Raw genomic sequence first — 16,941 nt, 5'->3', positions numbered from 1 at the left:
GCACCTGAAGAGAGGCAGGTATTTCAGGCGACTTTACAAAGCGGGTGACGTACAGCAGGTTCGGCGGTCTGCTCGCGTTTGAGCAACCCGGAGATAATGTCCAAACCGATCTCGTCACGGTATTGCAGCAACCAGCGGCGGGTTTCGCGGCTGACATGGTTGCTGACCACAAAGCCAGTGGCTCCGTAGTTGCGGCTGACCAGCGCCTGCAACAGCAGGCAGCGTTTTTCTCCCAGACCTTCCACGCAGGGCAGCAGTGACAGCTTGATCTGGCGGGCTGACTGGCATTTGACCTGGCCGCGCAGCTTGCGCATGTGGTCGTGGAAATCCGGCTGGGTTTCATCCGCGCCTACCTGCACCAGCAGGCCGCCGCCGATATTGCTGGCGGTGAGCCATTCGCAAGCTTGCCGCAGGTCGGATTCATCCAGTTCAGGAGTCGCCTGTACGGCGACCACGCTATCCCAGTCCTGTAAATGCTGGCGCAGGGCGGGGACGTTGAAGCGGATGCTGTTGAATGCAGGGTGCAGGATTTTCTGCAAGGGCTGCACGGTTCCGCTGGCATACCAAGTGTCAGTCGTGCCGATGGCTTGCGCCAACACCGCCACATCGGCAGGCAAACGGTAGAAACTGTCAACCGCCACTTCGGCGATGGCGCGCCGCTCCGCCGCATCCACCAGGACGATACGGCCACTTAACTGGGCTTCGCGTTTTTCCGCAGGCGTCAATACCAATGCCAGTGGCAGCGGCCACAGGACGCCATTGGCCAAGCGGTTGTTGCGCAATACATTGCTGTGGTCGGCTTGGTTCAGGTAGCCGGTGATAGGGGTCAGCGCTCCATTCAGCAACAGTTCCAGTGTGCTGATTTCATCTTGGTCAAGGATTTTGTGCAAAATGCTCATGAGGCTTCCCCTCTGTTCAGATTCAATGCTTGCAGGCTATTATGCTGCGGTGCGTGAATTCTTGGAAAACGATATAATTAGATATGAATATCTGATAATGAGATAATGAATGAAACTGTTCCAACTTCGTCTGCTCAAAACCCTGCTGAATAACGGCATGAATGTCTCCCGCGCCGCTGAACAACATTTCATCGTGCAATCCGCCGTGAGCCGTCAGTTGGGCTTGCTGGAGGATGAGTTGGGCATGCCGCTGTTCGAGCGCAAGGGCAAGCGCTTGGTGGAGCCGACGCCGGTTTGCCGGGCGATTGTGGGTGAGTTGGAGCGCATCGAGCAGTCGCTGGAAAATATCCGCGCCGTGGCGGATGACTACCGCTTGCAGACGCGTGGTGAAATCCGCATTGCGACGACCCATACCCAGGCGAAATATTTCCTGCCGGAAGTCATGCTGGAATTTCGGCAACGCTACCCTGATGTCGCCATCCATTTCCTGCAAGGCACGCCCGTTGAGCTGGTGAGGATGCTGCATGACGGCAAGGCTGACATCGCGGTTTGCACTGAAGAGTTGGGGGATGACACGGCGTTGGATAGCCGCAAATGCTACGACTGGAACCACGGGTTGGTGTTGCCGGACGGGCATCCCCTTGCCGAGGGCGCACTGAGCTTGCAACGGATTGCGCAATATCCGGTGCTGACCTACATTTTTGGCTTTACCGGACGTTCCAAGATCCACGAAACTTTCCGCAAGGCCGGGTTTGAACTGGATGTCACCTTCGCCGCCACTGATACGGATGTCATTATCAGTTATGTGCGGCTGGGGTTTGGCGCAGGCATCATCGCCAAAATGGCCTATTCCCACATCCACGACGACGATCTGACGTTGCGCGACCTGTCGGCCTTGTTCCCGGTTTCCACTACCCGCGTGGCGTGGCTAAAAAACAAATACCTGAAACAGTACGTCATGGAAATGGTGGATTTGCTGGTGGAGCAAGGCGAGAGCGAGGAGTGGTATGCCTGAGTTGAATTCAGGGTATAATCACACCATGTTGGATGCATGGATGGCAGTCATGAGTGCTGTGGATGATTTGCGGGAGGAGTTGGAGGGGCAAAAGTTTGCCACTATTCTGGCGGATCCACCATGGCAGTTCTCCAACCGTACTGGAAAAATGGCTCCTGAACACCACCGGCTTTCCCGTTATCCCACCATGACGCTGGATGACATCAAAGCTTTGCCGGTCAGTGACGTTGCTGAAGACACTGCCCATTTGTACTTATGGGTGCCGAACGCTTTGCTGGCGGAAGGCTTGGAAGTCATGAGTGCGTGGGGTTTCACTTATAAAACCAATATCGTCTGGTACAAAGTGCGTAAGGATGGTGGCCCTGACCGGCGCGGCGTCGGTTTTTATTTCCGTAACGTAACCGAAATGATCCTGTTTGGCGTGCGTGGAAAAAATGCCCGTACCCTGCAACCGGGCAGAACCCAACCCAATATCATCACTTCACAAAAGCGCGAACACAGCCGCAAGCCGGATGAGCAATATACGGTGATCGAAGAATGCAGTTGGGGGCCATTCCTGGAGCTGTTCGGGCGTGGTGGGCGTAAGGGTTGGAAAACATGGGGTAACCAATCTGATGCCTATACGCCAGATTGGCCGACTTACTCCAACCATTCCCAGGCTGATGCAAGCAGTGAGCAGCAAAAATTATTCTGAGACAAAGGTTTCCCCATGAAATACGCAGTGATGGGCGGTCTGTTGGCCCTGCTTTTGGGCATTGCCGGTTGTGACCAGTCGCCCCAGCATCCGGATGATTTGCCGTGGCAAATTTCCGTCACGCCGGAAGGCCGCCCGCAGGTGTTCCACTTGGAAATCGGCAAGTCGACCCTGCGGGAGGTGATTGAGCACTTGCATAGTTTTCCGGAGATTGCGGTGTTTGCCCATGAAAGTGGCAAGCGCACGTTGGAGGCCTATTTCGGTTCCCAACGCGTTGGTTTGTTTGAAGCCAAGATCATCGCCGAATTGCAGACAGATGATGCCACGTTGAACAAATTCCAGACCGGAGCCGTCAAGCGTGAAGGGATGGCCAGCGGGCAGTGGAAATATCCGTTGTCCGAAGCCGATGTCAAAGCGGCGGATGCATTGCCGGTGCACAAGCTGGTGTATATGCCGTCGGTCAATTACGATCCTGACATTGTTACCGCCCGTTTTGGCCAGCCTGCCGAGCGGTTGCCTTCGCAGAAAGAGGGGGTGGAGCTTTGGTTCTACCCACAGAAAGGGTTGGCGATCCTGATGAATAATGACGGTGGCGAAATCCTCTATTACACTGATCCGCAACACTATGCTGCATTGAAACAGGAATTGCTGGAGGCAAAACCGAAGAATGCCAACTGAAACCCGCGCCGTTCCGTGGTGGAAAGCCAAGGCGCTTGCTGATATGACCCTCGATGAATGGGAAAGCCTTTGCGACCATTGCGCCAAATGTTGCCTGATCAAGCTGGAAGACGAAGCAGATGGCACCGTGTATTACACCGATGTGGCTTGCGACCTGTTGGAAGGCTCAACCTGCCAGTGCAAAGACTACCGTAACCGCGAAACCTTGGTGCCGGATTGCCTGCGCCTGACGCCGGACAACCTCGACCAGCTTTATTGGATGCCGCCCAGTTGCGCTTACCGCCTGCTGCATGAAGGCAAAAATCTGCCAACGTGGCACCATCTGGTTTCCGGCGACAAACAGAGCATCCAGCGCACCCAACAGTCCATCGCCGGGCGTTTTGTGTATGCGTCCGCCGTGGATGAAGAACATTGGGAGGAGCATGTCGTCACATGGCCGCTGAAGCGGAAATTGTAAGCCAACGCATTGACAAGTGGCTGTGGGCGGCGCGTTTTTTCAAGACCCGCCCGCTGGCGGTTGAAGCCATCAATGGCGGGCATGTCCACATCAACAAGGAGCGGGTCAAACCATCACGCAATGTCCGTCCGGGCGATGAAATCCGCATTACCAAAGGGTTTGAAACCTGGGTCATCACGGTCAAGGGGCTGAATGAGCAGCGCCGCCCGGCCAGCGAAGCCCGTCTGTTGTACGAAGAATCCGAACACCACCGTGAACAGCGTGCAGCTGTGATTGAGGAGCGCCGCCTGCATGGCGTCAATATCCGGGTAAAGAAACCGGGCAAGCACGAACGCCGCCTGATCGACCAGATAAAAAGGAGTTGGTGAAAATGAAACACCCTGCCATGATTTTCGCCCTGCTGTTCAGCGCAGCGGGCAATGCCTCTGCTGACTGGTTTGACTTTTTTGATATGGGTGATTTCTTCGGCAATACCCGGCAGGGGCAAGATCACCGGGCTATTGGCAATACACAAGGACAGGGTAATGCTGTCGGCCAGTCAGAAGGCCGTTCTCACGGGCGCGGCGCAGCTGACATCAATATGGATTTTGACCTGAATTTTCGGGCGAAGGGTTGGGGCGGTGCCGATGCGCAAAGCAAAGGCAGAAGTGGTGGCAACGCCGCCCAGGCTCAGTACCTGGCCAGCCAGTACAACGCCTGGGGTACGGGTTATAACAATCTGCACACGTATACTTTTCCTGATGCAAACGCCATCAATGCTGCGACGGCTTATGGGGCTGCGTACCCTTATGCCTACAGTTATCCATCATACAATTATTACGCTTACACGCCCTACGTGCAGCAGGGGTACCAACCGGCGTATGCCTATCCGCTGTATTACCCCTACTACACGCAACCTTACTACGGTTTTAGCCCTGTTCCAGCAGGCGGCGCAGGTCGATGACGGCGGCGTTCGCCCGCGACAGGTATGAGGCCATGATCAGCGAGTGATTGGTGACGAAACCAAAACCGTTGCCATTCAGGATCATCGGGCTCCAGATGGTTTGCTGGGTGGATTCCAGTTCGCGGATGATCTGTTGCAGGCTGATGCGCGCATTTTTCTTGTCCAGCACCGGCGCAAAGTCCGTTTGCACGGCTTTCAGGAAATGCAGGAGCGCCCATGATTGCCCCCGTGCTTCATAGAACACGTTGTCGATTTGTGTCCATGGCGTTTTGGTGTATTGCTGGGAAGGGGTTGGGGTGGATTGCTGCGCGGCGCTGTCGCCTGCCAAGCCGAGATTCAGGTTTTCCTGGCCAACACTGGCGCTGAGGCGTTGGGAAAGTGAGCCGAGGCGTTTTTCCACCTGTGCCAGCCAGTCGCGCAGGTTGTCGGCGCGGGCGTAGAACTGGGCGTTCATTTGCTTGGGGTCGCTCAGGCGCAACAAGTAGCGGTCAAGCGCTTTGATGGACGTGCGGTATTCGGTTTCGGTTGGTGGGAACAACCAGGATTCGGAGTCGAAGTTAAAATGCGGTTCGGCAATGATCAAATCCTTGTCTTCAGTCGACTGTGACTGTGAACGGCTGAAGTCATTGCGGAAGGTGCGCGCCATGTCGCGGGTCTGCACCAGGACGCCGAATTCCCATTCAGGGATATTGTCCAGATAAACGCCAGGCGGGGTGACATCATTGCTCAGGTAGCCGCCTGGCTTGTCCAGCAGTGTGCTCGCCACCTTGATCAAGGTGGCTGTCGTGGTGAAGCCGGGGACAACGCTGGTTTTGGTTTCTTCCGCCTTGAGCTTGGCGTTTTCGTTGACATCAAAAGTGTCCGGCTCATTGCTCCAATAAAGGCCGAGCACCAATACGACAATCAGGTAAGTGATGAGAAACAGGCCGAGAGTCCACCATAGGCCTTTTTCTTTCCAGGTTTTTGGGTGGTAGAAACCAAGCACTTTTTTGCTGCCTGAGGCGGAGGCGCTGAGTATGGGCATGACGATTCCTTCATGATGTAGACGTTTTCGTTAGTGTATAGTCAAAGATTTTAGGCTACAGGATTCGTCCGCGATATTAAAACCATTCCGGACGGTTTATCAGGAGAGATTAATGTCGGTTTTACGTCCCATTGCATGGTTATTGGCGTTGATGTTGCTGGTTGTGGCGGCGATCGCGGTGTTTGCGCTGACGTTTGACGCCAACCGTTACAAGCCGGAAATCATGGCGCTGGTGAAGGAAAAGACCGGACGTGAACTCAATATTGATGGTGACATCAAGCTTTCTTTTTACCCCAATATCGCCCTGGAGCTGGGGCAGGTGAAGCTGGGCAACGCCCAGGGGTTTGCCGGTGATGTGTTCGCCGAAGCAGATAACGCACGGGTGGCGGTGCAGTTTCTGCCATTGCTGGAACAGCAGTTGAAAATCAACGAAGTCCACCTGCTTGGTCTGAAGCTGAACCTGCATCGCGCCCAAAATGGCCAAACCAATTGGGAGGATCTGCTGCCGGAAGGTTCAGAGCCGCAAGATGAGGAGGCTGGTGAAGCCATGACCAAATTGCTGGGCGGCTTCGTGGTGGCGGGGGTCAGCGTGGAGGATTCCCTGGTGCGTTGGCAAGATGATTCCCAGGGAAAGATTCTGGTGCTGGCACCGCTCAATCTGAAAACGGGTTCATTTCACCCCGGCGAGCCAGTGGATATTCATCTCGAAGCTGACCTCAAACAAAACCAGCCGGTGCTGGATGTGCACCTGGACATCGCCACCACGGCGCAGTTGGGCGACAATAAAAATGACTTTACGCTATCCAACCTCAAGGTGCAGGCGCAACTGCCGGACAAGCTCGACGCCAGCGTCAGCGGCAATCTACAGGGCAAACTGGATAGCCAACAACTTACTGTCCCCGATTTGCAGGCGGCGCTTAAGCTGGCGGGACAGGGAACCGTCAATCTCAACGGTAGCCTGAAAGCCAATTTGCAGAAACAAACCATTGATTTGGGTGGTTTGCAGGCCAAGGCGCAACTGACGCCCGCCGCTGTTGGCAAAGTGGACGCCGATCTGGGCGGTGACGCCCATTACAATATGGCCAAACAGATTTTGAGCATCAGTGGAATGCAGATGCAGGCCACCCTGCAAGGCGAAACCCTGCCAGTACAGGGTTTGGGTGCGAAAGTGAGCGGGCACCCCACTTTCAAGGTGAAAGAACAGCAACTTGACATTGATGAACTGCAATTGACGACGGATGTGAAAGCAGACCAGATTCCTGGCGGGCAGTTGCAGCAACAGGCCAGCGGTACGCTGAAGCTCAATCTGGAAACCGGCAAGGGCTTGTTGGATCTGCCGAAAACCTGGCTGCAAACCAAGGATTACCAACTGGATGGCAAGCTGCAAATACAGGATCCGTTACTGCCAGGGCGGGTGCTGGACGGCAGTTTCAAATCAGCGGTGTTGAGTTACCCGCCCTTTGAATTGCAGCAGGCCACGCTCGGCCTGCATATGGAAAACGGCCAGCTTCAGTTGACGCCCGCAGGCACGTTGTTCAAGGGCAATTATCAAGGGGCCATCAACATCGACACCTTGCAATCGCCGCCGATTCTGCGCACGGTGCACAAGGTGCAGAAATTGCGCACCGAAGACTTGTTCTTTGCGCTTACCAATGACCGGCTGGTGACTGGGGCGTTGGATTTGAACGCCAAACTGGATTCCGTGGGGGGTGACGTTCAGGCGTTCAAGCAAAACCTCAATGGGGTGATCGACCTCGGACTGCATGATGGCACTATCCGGGATGCCAATTTTGCGCAAAAAACCAAGGAAGTCGTCAAGCTGTTCGAAAAGGAAAAGGTCAACGAAATGGGGGAAAAGGAAGTCGCCTTTACGACACTCTCAGGGCAGTGGGAGGTCAAGCAGGGCGTGTTCAGTACGGCTGAAAACGTGATGACCGCACCGCATTTCCAGGTCAAGGGCAATGGCGATGTCAATATCGTTGACGAATCACTCGACTTCAAACTGAGGGTGGGTGAAAAACCCAAGCCAGACAAGCCGGAAGGGTTGTTTGCGCCGCTGCATATCTTTGGCCCATGGAAAAAACCGAACTATGAGCTGGAGGTGGATGTGCTGCTCAAGGAGCTGGCCAAACGTGAGCTTGAGCAGGAAAAGGGCAAACTGAAGGATAAGTTTGAAGCCGAAAAGCAGAAACAGATTGACGCCCTTCAGCAAAAGCGTGATGACGCCAAGGATCACCTGAAACAGGAGTTGCAGGACGAAAAGGATAAGCTGGAAAAGCGTGTGCAGGATCAATTGCAGAAAAGCCTGGGTGGTTCCGGCAATCCACAACAGGATGGGGCCAGCCCGGAAGACCAGCTCAAGAAAAAGCTGGAAGATGGCCTAAAGGACAAACTGAAAGGCTTGTTCTGACCGCCCAGTGCCAAAAGGCCCAGGAAACCCCACGTTGTTTGGCCAAAAAAACCGGATAGCCAATCTTCCTTTATACTGGGTCGGTAATAACAAGGAGGATGTCGCATGTTCCCGTTTCCTGAAGCATACCGGGTTCCGTTTGACGGGGGCTTTGACCTGTCAGCGGCACCCACCAATCCACCTAAAGACGTTCCAGATGAAAAGGCGCTGGAAAAGCGGCTGGAAAAACTGGTCGCCCGTTTCGATGAACTCCAACAGTTGTTCTTTGCCCATGACAAGCATTCCTTGTTGCTGATCTTCCAGGCGATGGATGCGGCGGGCAAGGATGGGACTATCCGCGCCGTTACCCGTGGCGTCAACCCATCCGGGTTTCAGGTTTACGCGTTCAAGCAGCCCTCGGCGGAAGAGCGTGACCATGATTTCCTGTGGCGCACGGCCAAGTGCTTGCCAGAACGCGGGCGAATCGGTATTTTCAACCGCAGCTATTATGAAGAGGTGTTGGTGGTGAGGGTTCACCCGGAATATCTGGATGGGCAGAACCTGCCAGCGGAAGCCAGCCATGATACGTTGTGGGCTGACCGGTTTGAATCCATCCACGAGCATGAAAAGCATCTGGCGCGTAACGGTACGGTAATCCTCAAATTCTGGTTGAATGTGTCGCGCGGGGAGCAAAAAAAGCGGCTTCTGAAACGGCTGGACAACCCGCACAAACACTGGAAGTTTTCGCCGACGGACGTGCAGGAGCGGCAGTATTGGGACGCTTACATGCAGGCGTATGCGGAGGCTCTGGGTGCGACCTCCCGCAAGCAGGCACCGTGGTATGCGGTTCCTGCTGACAACAAACCCTATATGCGGGTCGTGGTGGCGGAAACCATTGTGCAGACGCTGGAATCGCTGCGGATGGATTACCCGGAACCCGACGCCGCCCACCTGGCCCGTTTTGAAGAGTGCCGACGGCTATTGGAACACGAAGGAGAATAATGAGTGACTGCGCTTTACCCACCTATCCGCGATAACCGCCATTTCTACTTGCAGGTGGATGATGTGCACGAAATTTATGTGGAGGAATGCGGTGTGGCGGAAGGGCTGCCGGTCGTGTTCCTGCATGGCGGGCCAGGGTCAGGCTGCGAGCCGTGGCATCGGCAGTTTTTCGACCCCAACCGTTACCGCATTATCCTGTTTGATCAGCGTGGGTGCGGGCGTTCACGCCCTCATGCGGTGTTGGAGCGTAATACGACCTGGGATCTGGTGGCCGACATGGAATTGATCCGTGAGGCGCTTGGCGTTGACCAATGGGTGCTGTTCGGCGGCTCGTGGGGTTCGACGCTGGCGCTGGCGTATGCCGAGGCGCATCCGGAACGGGTTTGCGGCATGATCCTGCGTGGCATTTTCCTTTGCCGTCAGCAGGATATCGATTGGTTCTACCAGCTTGGGCAGGGTGTTGAGCGAATCTACCCTGATTATTGGCAGGACTATCTTGCGCCCATTCCGGATGCGGAGCGTGGTGATATGGTGGCCGCTTACTACCAGCGCCTGACCGGGGACAATGAGATCGCGCGGATGCAGGCGGCAAAAGCTTGGTCTGGTTGGGAAGGCCGTTGCGCCAACCTGCAACCCAAGGAGGCAGTGCTTTCCCATTTTACAGACCCGTACACGGCGATGAGTGTGGCGCGGATTGAGGCGCATTATTTCGTCAACAAAGGCTTTTTTGAACCTAACCAGTTGTTGCGGGATGCGCATCGTATTGCGCATTTGCCAGGCAGCATCATTCATGGCCGCTATGACATGATTTGCCCCTTGGAACAAGCATTCGCGTTGCATGAAGTGTGGCCGAACGCCGATTTCCATATTGTTTCCGACAGTGGCCACGCCGCCAGTGAAGTGGGTATCCAGCAGGCACTGGTGCAGGCGACGGATGATTTGTTGGAGCATCTGGAGTGATCGGCCTGATTCAGCGGGTGTCCCGTGCGCAGGTGGACATCGCGGGGGAAACGGTTGGCAGTATCGGGCGCGGTGTCCTGTTGTTGCTGGGGGTGGAAAAGGACGATACTGAGGCGAAAGCCGACCGTCTGCTGGAGCGGGTGCTGGGTTACCGGATTTTTCCGGACGGGGTTGGCAAAATGAACCTGTCGTTGCGGGATGTCGAAGGTGATTTGCTGATTGTCTCGCAATTTACCTTGCCTGCTGACACTGGCAAGGGGATGCGGCCCAGTTTTACGCCTGCCGCGCCCCCTGAGTTGGGCGAAAAACTATATGGGTATTTTGTTGCGCAGGCGCAGAAACAACAGAAAGAGGTTCGAACGGGCGTATTTGCAGCGGATATGCAAGTCTCATTGATTAATGATGGGCCTGTAACTTTTTGGTTGAAGGCGTAGCCTATTGATTGGGCTTATTTAAAAATTTTAATAAATAAAAAGAATTGGAATCTGTGTGCTAAAGCTGAAAGGCGCTCTATATTTATAGAGGTGTTGCGAGGATTCTTCGATAGATAAATAAGCAAACAGGCAATTCGGCAGAGAAACTTGATAAGAGATGAAAGCACAATTTATAATAAAAAATATTCATAAATTTCGAACCCCTCTTATGACACTTGATCGGCTCATCCTATTGCTACATCTTGACAGCTGGGAACAGTGCGCTAGTGTATGTTAAAAATCCTATTAATACATTTATGGAATTATTCTGGAGCGAAACCTGATGTTCTCCGAAGTTTCTTCTAATATCAAAAGGATGGAAGGGCAGCCAATATTGTTTTCGGCACGGCCTACCCGTCTGTCATTACAGCAGTTGGACGTGGGCGAAGACTGGAACCGGGCGGTTTCTGTCAACGTTTGGCGCAACCATGCGATGGAGGCTATCGCCAGCTTGGCTCAACCGTATTTTGCTTTTGGCCGTTGGCAAGTGGCGTTTAATTTCAAGGACTATGATGACTCCCTGATGTTTGGCGGGCATAGTGCCGCTGATATTGAGCTGCTATGGTTGGATAGTAGCCGCTATTTGGAAAATACGGATTTTGCTGCTTGGAGCGAATGGTTATTGTCGCGGTTGGGAGTGTTGCGCGCCGCAACTTCCGCGCCAATCATTGTTGCAACCTGGTTGGAAACTGACGAACAGCGCCACCGGATGCAAGCCATTGTTGATGCCTTGCCGGATATTTATTTCGGCGATATAGGTGGTGTATGTGCTGATGCGGGCGTGGAGCTGATTGACCGGCGCATTGCGGTGGCGACAGGGTCTCCTGTCAGCAACGCGGCTCAAGCTGTGTTGGCGCGGAAGATTGCCTGCCATTGGTTTCCGGCTGCCATTTCCCCACCCATCAAGGCCTTGGCGCTGGATCTCGACAACACCTTGCATAAGGGTATTCTGGGCGAGGACGGCATTCAGGGTGTTGAATTGACCGCACAACACAAGGCGTTGCAGGAGGCTGTCAAATCTTTGCAGCAAAAAGGCATTTTCTTGGCGCTGGTGTCCAGAAACGAGCGTGAGGATGTGGAAAACCTGTTTGCCCAACGCAGCGATTACCCGTTGAAATGGGATGATTTTACGGTCACCGAAGTTTCTTGGGGTGATAAGGCCAGCGCGATTGCCCGCGCCGCCCAAGCGCTGCGCATAGCGCCGGATGCGGTTCTGTTTGTGGATGACAATATCGGCGAGTTGGCGGCAGTTACGGCCCAGTTGCCGCAGGTGCACGCGATTCATGCGCATGAAAACGCTGAACTTACCCAGCGGGCCATGGAGTTCTATCCAGGCTTGTGGCGCTGGAAAGTGACGGCTGATGATGTCAAGCGCAACCAGGACATGAAAGCCAACGCCATTCGCGAGTCGCTTCTCAATGAGGTGACTGACCCGGAGGAATACTTACGCAATCTGCAAGTCAAATTGGTGTTTAACCATTCGCCTGAAGCCCACTTGCAACGCTTGGCCGACTTGTGCAAAAAAACTAACCAGTTTAATCTGGCGATGCGCCGCTTCAGTTTATCGGAGCTAACCGAGCGCCATCGCAGTGAAAATGCCTGTGTGGCGTGTGTACAATTAACGGATCGGCTGTCTGATAGTGGTATTATCGCGGTGATCGTCGCCGAATTGCATGGCGATTTGCTGATAGTGGAAGAATTGTGTGTCAGTTGCCGCGCCTTGGGGCGTCAATTGGAGGATACGATTGTATTGTGGACGATCCGCAATATGCCGCAATTCCAGCAATGTCAGCAGGTTTGTTTCCGGGTTACGCATGGCCCACGCAATCAACCAGCGATCAAATGGCTGGCCGAGCATCTGGAAGTGGCTCCTGAAGCCGTTCAAGAAGGGCTGAACGGTATTCCCAAAACCAAACTGGAACAGTTTACGCCAGTACAAAGCGTTCAATTAAGCGAGGAATAACAAAATATGGATTCAGCAAAAGTCAAGGAAACCCTGAAACAGGCGATCACTGCTGTTTTAGGCAAGCCGTTGCCTGAGGATGAAAATGTGTGGCTGGGTATGAATGGCCGCAAAGACTGGGATTCGCTCAAACAGGTCGAGATACTGTTGGTGCTGGAAGAGGAGTTTGGCATCCGTTATACGGAAGAGGAATTCGCGCAACTGGATACGGCGGCTGACATTGTGGCGTTGACCGTGCATAAATGTAATGAGGAAACCTCCGCTCCCACTGATGATGGTTTGTTTAGTTATTATTGATAAATAAGGCCTTGGCTAACATAAAGGGGCAAATATGGCTCGTTTTGATGAAATTCTGGTTGGGCAGGTGGCTGAACTGGAACATGTTGTCACGGAAAAGGATCTGGAGCGTTTTGTCGAACTGACAGGCGATGACAACCGTTTGCATGTTGACCCGTCCTTTGCTGCCCGCACCAGTTTCAAAAAGCCGGTTGCCCATGGAATGTTGGGGGCTTCCTTCATTTCCACCATCATTGGCACCCGTTTGCCGGGGGATGGCGCGCTGTGGTTTTCCCAGAGTTTTGAGTTCCTGCTCCCTGTCAGGGTGGGGGACAAACTCACTGTCAGGGCTGAGGTGCTGAAAAAAATTGACCGGATGCAGGTTATTGAGCTGCAAACGGACATTTACAATCAGCTGCGGCAGAAAGTGACTACAGGTGTCGCCAAAGTCAAAGTGGTGGAGTTTGAGGAAGAGTCTGTTGCTGAGCCAAAGCCAGCGCGATCAGTTGCGCTGGTGGTGGGAGGGTCTGGTGGAATTGGCGCTGCAGTTTGCCGCAATTTGGCCGCCGCAGGGTTTGATGTGGCGGTGCACTGCCGCACTCAAACTGAAAAAGCGGCGGTTGTGGCCAGAAGTGTCGAAGAAACTGGCCAAAAATCCATAGTGGTGACGGCGGACATCCGTCAGGAAGCGACAGTAGGTGAAATGGTTCACAAGGTGCAGCGCCATTTGGGTGACATCACTGTATTGGTGAATTGTACGACAGCGCCAATGGCACCTATCCGCTGGTCAGATGTGCAGTGGCAGGATTTTGAGGCGCATCTGCAGACTGCGTTGCAGGGCGCGTTCCATCTTGTGCGTCATGTGGCTCCACAGATGGAAGCCAATAATTATGGCAAAATCATTCACATCACGGCGCAAACCATTGATGCGCCAATGGGTGGGCTACTGCCCTTCATTACCGCAAAAGCCGCGTTGCAGGGTTTCAGCAATGCATTGGCGATTGAGCTGGCCCATGCTGGGATTCGTGTGAATCTGGTGTCGCCCGGTATGACGGACACTGACCAGCTTTCTGAGGTGCCGGAGCGGATCCGTTTGATGGCGGCTGCGCGTGTACCGTTGCGCCGACTGGCAAAGCCGGAGGATGTGGCGGGTGCGGTCGCGTTTCTTGCGTCCAAACAGTCTGATTACCTGACCGGAGAAACCATTCGTGTTAATGGCGGGCAGGTCATGTCCTGATCCCGCTGTTCAGCGTTACTCATTGATGACATCAACAACTAGAAAAGGGATTGATCATGTTCACGTCTATCGCCTTGTTTTTTGATAATTTGCTTAGAAGCGCAATCCGTAATATCAGTGGCCCGGTAGGGCGCAAATTACGTTATCTGTATTACAGCCGTCGTTTGGGTGGCTGCGGTAAGAATGTCATCATTGATGAAGGCGTTATTATTCAAGGGTCAAGAGATATTTATCTGGGGGATGATGTCTGGATTGATCGCTACTGCATTTTGATGGCGGGAAAGGTTCCGCTTGAAGAGGGTGCAAAGATTAACCCCAATCCGAATTTCAAACATGAAATTGGTGAATTGCATATTGGCAACAATGTCCATATTACCCCTTACTCCTTGATTCAGGCGCATGGTGGTGTGCAAATTGGCAATGATTGCGGCACTGGGGCTGGCGCGAAGATTTATTCGTTAACCAATTTACCGACGGACTCTTCCAATCCTGACCGTCGAGTGTGCTATAGCTGGGGAGGGGAACTGGCACAATTGTCCTCCCCTATCGTGATCGGCAATAATGTGGGGATCGGTTTGGGTGCAGTCGTGTTGCCTGCGGTCACTATCGAAAATGATTGCTTTGTTGCTCCTTATTCCATCGTCATGAGTCCGGTTAAGGAGAATAGTTTTGTCTCGGGCAACCCTGCACGCAAAATCAAGGATCGGTTCCCTGTTGCAGAAATTGCTAAAACGGAATAGCGATTTTAGATGGTGGTCGGCACATTTGAGGTGCGCCAACATTAGTGGAAAAGATTAAAGGCCAGTAATGTACTGGCTTTTTTGTTTAAGACGTTGTTCGCTCTTGAATTAGCACCCAAGGAGCAACTACAACAGCCCAAAGATTGTGCGGTTTTGTTTTTGCCCATCTTTTGGCTATGTCATCAGGAAGCGGCAAGATTTGCTCGTTATGAAGCCAGCTTTTTATCTGGGTGACATTATCTTGAGCAAATTCTGCGGCGACATCCACCAAGTCAAGCCCTGTTGCCACTTGTATAACCTTGCCCGCCGCAAAAAAACGTTCCAGTTCGGCCCAATTGATACGGGCTGTCTCCAAATTGAGGCGATCTCGTAGTGGCAGCATTTCTTCCATTGAATGGCCTTCTTTGTTCGGTAAAAACACCGCCCTATTCTATGCTAGACAGGAGGGGTAGATACAAGCCCAGCCGCCCGGTTGCCTGCAATCTGTCAATGGCGAGTTGCAGGTTTGCCTGAATGCGGGAGGGGGTTTCAGCAGATGGCTTTGCCTCTAAAGCAGGCTTTTTGCAAAACTGAGGTTGGACGCTAGACGTTGTTTTTCTCCTGTCGGGGTTTTGGGCAAATTTATCAGGATTTCGATCATTTGAGCCGCCTCTTGTGGATGGTCGGCGTAAACCGCACAGATGGAAAGTTCATCCTGAAAGCGCCAATCATAGACAGATGGGTTGAGGAACAGAACATCGTCAGGAAGGGGAGTCTGCTTGACTGTATGCCCAAGTTGATAGCCAAGATGAAAATGACCGTTCAGACGACAAAGCCTGACAGCCTCATATAATGCTTCGAGACGTTGCGGCCGGTAGAAGTGGGCTTTCAAGTAATCGTTGATGACCTCCTGACCGGATACACCCGTTCTGCGTTTGTTATGGGCGACTTCCAACAGGGAATAAAAGACTTCTTCCGCCCAACCTCCCATATTGGCGCGCTTTTGGTAGTGGACGATGGCTTGTTCCAGATTGCCATCATCCCGGTAACTTTGGGCAAGGTAAAATTGGTAGCGGGCATTGTCAGGTTCTTCAAGTAGGGCTGCTTCCAACACCTTGATGTCATTTTTATATTTTTCGGGGTTTTGGCTGCGGGCACCGTCTGTGGTGGACTGGATTATATAGTCACCCTGTAATTGTTCGGTGGTATGGGGTTGTTGGCAGTCCAGGTATTCATGCAGTACGCCATGCCATTTCCAAGGCAAATGGCCTCGTACAAGTCGGGTATTGTAGTAGGAAAAACCGCTGCGTTGCATTTTTAGCATGTAACTGTCAGCTGATAGCATATTCAAGTTGAAGCCATCACTTTTGGATAGGAAATCATCCGCATCCATGATCAAAATATAGTCTGCTTTGTTTAGCGCATGCTCCAGTGCGAGCGTGCGGTTATGGCCAAAATTCTTCCATTCGTTTTCTATCAACAATCCGGGTATGTTGTGACGTTTGAAATACTCGGTAATGATTTGTTGGGTGCCATCAGTGGAGCCGGTATCACTAATCACCCAGTAGTCAATGATCTCTTTGACGCTATCGAAGCAACGGGTAATGGTTTCGCTTTCGTTTTTGACAATCATATTCAAGCAAATACTTGGTTTGATCATATTCATTAATGGATTCCTCCTGTTGTCGAAGAAAAGCCCACCTCAAGGCGGGCTTTCTGTCAGGTTAAGAAGCGGCAACTCTCTTTGGGGAGTTGCCGCCCGTTATCCGAAGATAACGTCAGTCCGGCTTAACAGACCTTGCCGGTCAAGTCCATGCCAGTTTTCAGGTCAGCCTCGAACGAGTAATACCCATCAGCCCCTTTAGTGCCAAGTTTGAAGACGTAACCGTCTCCATCATTGTCTTTCAGGGTGCCGCACCAGGAGCCATACGAACCACTACCGCCAGTTGCCACCAAGGAGCCATCGGCCAGCTTTTGGACGCCTGTTAGGCAGATGGTGCCTCTGGAGGTGTTTAACGTAGCGGTGCTGCCGCCATTCCAGGTCAGTTGTACATTGGCGTTGCAGCCATCAGTAGTTTTGCCGGTATGGCATCCTGGAGGGATCATGGTGCCACCGGTGCCGCCACTCGGGCCTGTTGGGCCAGTAGGTCCTGTCGGGCCAGTAGCACCTGTTGCGCCAGTAGCACCTGTTGCGCCAGTAGCACCTGTTGCG

The 16,941-nt window shown here is 53.2% G+C and carries 19 protein-coding genes; 14 read left to right on the top strand and 5 right to left on the bottom strand.

The window, feature by feature from the left end:
• Positions 1–23 precede the first annotated feature (23 nt).
• Positions 24–899 carry a bifunctional sulfate adenylyltransferase/adenylylsulfate kinase gene (locus tag VSS37_RS05235; RefSeq protein WP_324693675.1) on the bottom strand — a complete coding sequence of 292 codons (876 nt, stop codon included), beginning with the start codon at positions 897–899 and terminating at the stop codon, positions 24–26.
• Positions 900–1,008: 109 nt separating this feature from the next.
• Between VSS37_RS05235 and VSS37_RS05230 the strand changes: the two genes are divergently transcribed.
• Genes VSS37_RS05230 through VSS37_RS05205 form a run of 6 tightly spaced genes read left to right on the top strand, consistent with a single transcriptional unit; the run spans position 1,009 to position 4,686 of the window.
• Positions 1,009–1,914, top strand: a complete 906-nt coding sequence (locus tag VSS37_RS05230; protein ID WP_324693674.1) for a LysR substrate-binding domain-containing protein — start codon at positions 1,009–1,011, stop codon at positions 1,912–1,914.
• 49 nt (positions 1,915–1,963) lie between these two features.
• A complete protein-coding gene (locus VSS37_RS05225; protein WP_324693673.1) occupies positions 1,964–2,608 on the top strand; it encodes an MT-A70 family methyltransferase in 645 nt (214 codons plus the stop codon).
• 15 nt (positions 2,609–2,623) lie between these two features.
• Complete coding sequence (locus tag VSS37_RS05220; protein ID WP_324693672.1) at positions 2,624–3,286, top strand: hypothetical protein; 663 nt, start codon at positions 2,624–2,626, stop codon at positions 3,284–3,286.
• Positions 3,276–3,743, top strand: a complete 468-nt coding sequence (locus VSS37_RS05215) for a YcgN family cysteine cluster protein (protein ID WP_324693671.1) — start codon at positions 3,276–3,278, stop codon at positions 3,741–3,743. Before VSS37_RS05220 ends, VSS37_RS05215 begins: the two co-directional genes overlap by 11 nt.
• Positions 3,719–4,111, top strand: coding sequence for an Hsp15 family ribosome-associated heat shock protein (locus tag VSS37_RS05210; RefSeq protein ID WP_324693670.1), 393 nt, complete (start codon positions 3,719–3,721; stop codon positions 4,109–4,111). The genes VSS37_RS05215 and VSS37_RS05210 overlap by 25 nt, the downstream gene beginning before the upstream one ends.
• 2 nt (positions 4,112–4,113) lie before the next feature.
• Complete coding sequence (locus VSS37_RS05205; RefSeq protein ID WP_324693669.1) at positions 4,114–4,686, top strand: hypothetical protein; 573 nt, start codon at positions 4,114–4,116, stop codon at positions 4,684–4,686.
• Here VSS37_RS05205 and VSS37_RS05200 read toward each other — a convergent pair.
• Positions 4,652–5,710, bottom strand: coding sequence for a DUF2333 family protein (locus tag VSS37_RS05200; RefSeq protein WP_324693667.1), 1,059 nt, complete (start codon positions 5,708–5,710; stop codon positions 4,652–4,654). The genes VSS37_RS05205 and VSS37_RS05200 overlap by 35 nt on opposite strands.
• Before the next feature lie 112 nt (positions 5,711–5,822).
• Here VSS37_RS05200 and VSS37_RS05195 point away from each other — a divergent pair, with 112 nt between their 5' ends.
• The 8 genes from VSS37_RS05195 (at position 5,823) to VSS37_RS05160 (ending at position 14,750) form a co-directional block, all read left to right on the top strand.
• Positions 5,823–8,120 carry an AsmA family protein gene (locus tag VSS37_RS05195; protein WP_324693665.1) on the top strand — a complete coding sequence of 766 codons (2,298 nt, stop codon included), beginning with the start codon at positions 5,823–5,825 and terminating at the stop codon, positions 8,118–8,120.
• Positions 8,121–8,225: 105 nt separating this feature from the next.
• Positions 8,226–9,101 carry a polyphosphate kinase 2 family protein gene (locus VSS37_RS05190; RefSeq protein ID WP_324693664.1) on the top strand — a complete coding sequence of 292 codons (876 nt, stop codon included), beginning with the start codon at positions 8,226–8,228 and terminating at the stop codon, positions 9,099–9,101.
• A gap of 3 nt (positions 9,102–9,104) precedes the next feature.
• Positions 9,105–10,061 carry a prolyl aminopeptidase gene (gene pip / locus VSS37_RS05185; protein ID WP_324693663.1) on the top strand — a complete coding sequence of 319 codons (957 nt, stop codon included), beginning with the start codon at positions 9,105–9,107 and terminating at the stop codon, positions 10,059–10,061.
• A complete protein-coding gene (dtd, locus tag VSS37_RS05180) occupies positions 10,058–10,495 on the top strand; it encodes a D-aminoacyl-tRNA deacylase (protein ID WP_324693662.1) in 438 nt (145 codons plus the stop codon). Before pip ends, dtd begins: the two co-directional genes overlap by 4 nt.
• Before the next feature lie 322 nt (positions 10,496–10,817).
• Positions 10,818–12,497 (top strand): HAD-IIIC family phosphatase, encoded by a 1,680-nt coding sequence (locus VSS37_RS05175; RefSeq protein ID WP_324693661.1) that lies wholly within the window; start codon positions 10,818–10,820, stop codon positions 12,495–12,497.
• A 6-nt stretch (positions 12,498–12,503) separates the two neighbouring features.
• The gene (locus VSS37_RS05170) at positions 12,504–12,794 is read left to right on the top strand and encodes an acyl carrier protein (RefSeq protein WP_324693660.1); all 291 of its coding nucleotides are present in this window, start codon (positions 12,504–12,506) and stop codon (positions 12,792–12,794) included.
• 34 nt (positions 12,795–12,828) lie between these two features.
• Positions 12,829–14,010 (top strand): SDR family oxidoreductase, encoded by a 1,182-nt coding sequence (locus VSS37_RS05165; protein WP_324693659.1) that lies wholly within the window; start codon positions 12,829–12,831, stop codon positions 14,008–14,010.
• 56 nt (positions 14,011–14,066) lie between these two features.
• Positions 14,067–14,750 (top strand): acyltransferase, encoded by a 684-nt coding sequence (locus tag VSS37_RS05160; RefSeq protein WP_324693657.1) that lies wholly within the window; start codon positions 14,067–14,069, stop codon positions 14,748–14,750.
• Positions 14,751–14,835: 85 nt separating this feature from the next.
• On the opposite strand, the gene VSS37_RS05155 is transcribed toward VSS37_RS05160, so the two are convergent.
• The 3 genes from VSS37_RS05155 to VSS37_RS05145 all read right to left on the bottom strand — a co-directional run bounded on the left by VSS37_RS05155 (position 14,836) and on the right by VSS37_RS05145 (position 16,835).
• Positions 14,836–15,141, bottom strand: a complete 306-nt coding sequence (locus tag VSS37_RS05155) for a DUF2288 domain-containing protein (protein ID WP_324693655.1) — start codon at positions 15,139–15,141, stop codon at positions 14,836–14,838.
• A gap of 156 nt (positions 15,142–15,297) precedes the next feature.
• Positions 15,298–16,395, bottom strand: a complete 1,098-nt coding sequence (locus VSS37_RS05150; protein ID WP_324693654.1) for a tetratricopeptide repeat-containing glycosyltransferase — start codon at positions 16,393–16,395, stop codon at positions 15,298–15,300.
• A 122-nt stretch (positions 16,396–16,517) separates the two neighbouring features.
• Entirely contained in the window at positions 16,518–16,835 is a 318-nt protein-coding gene (locus VSS37_RS05145) for a hypothetical protein (protein ID WP_324693653.1), read from the bottom strand.
• Positions 16,836–16,941 lie beyond the last annotated feature (106 nt).

This window comes from Candidatus Thiothrix phosphatis (assembly GCF_035668035.1).
GTDB classification, from domain to species: domain Bacteria; phylum Pseudomonadota; class Gammaproteobacteria; order Thiotrichales; family Thiotrichaceae; genus Thiothrix; species Thiothrix phosphatis.
This window is presented reverse-complemented; position numbering and strand designations above follow the sequence as displayed.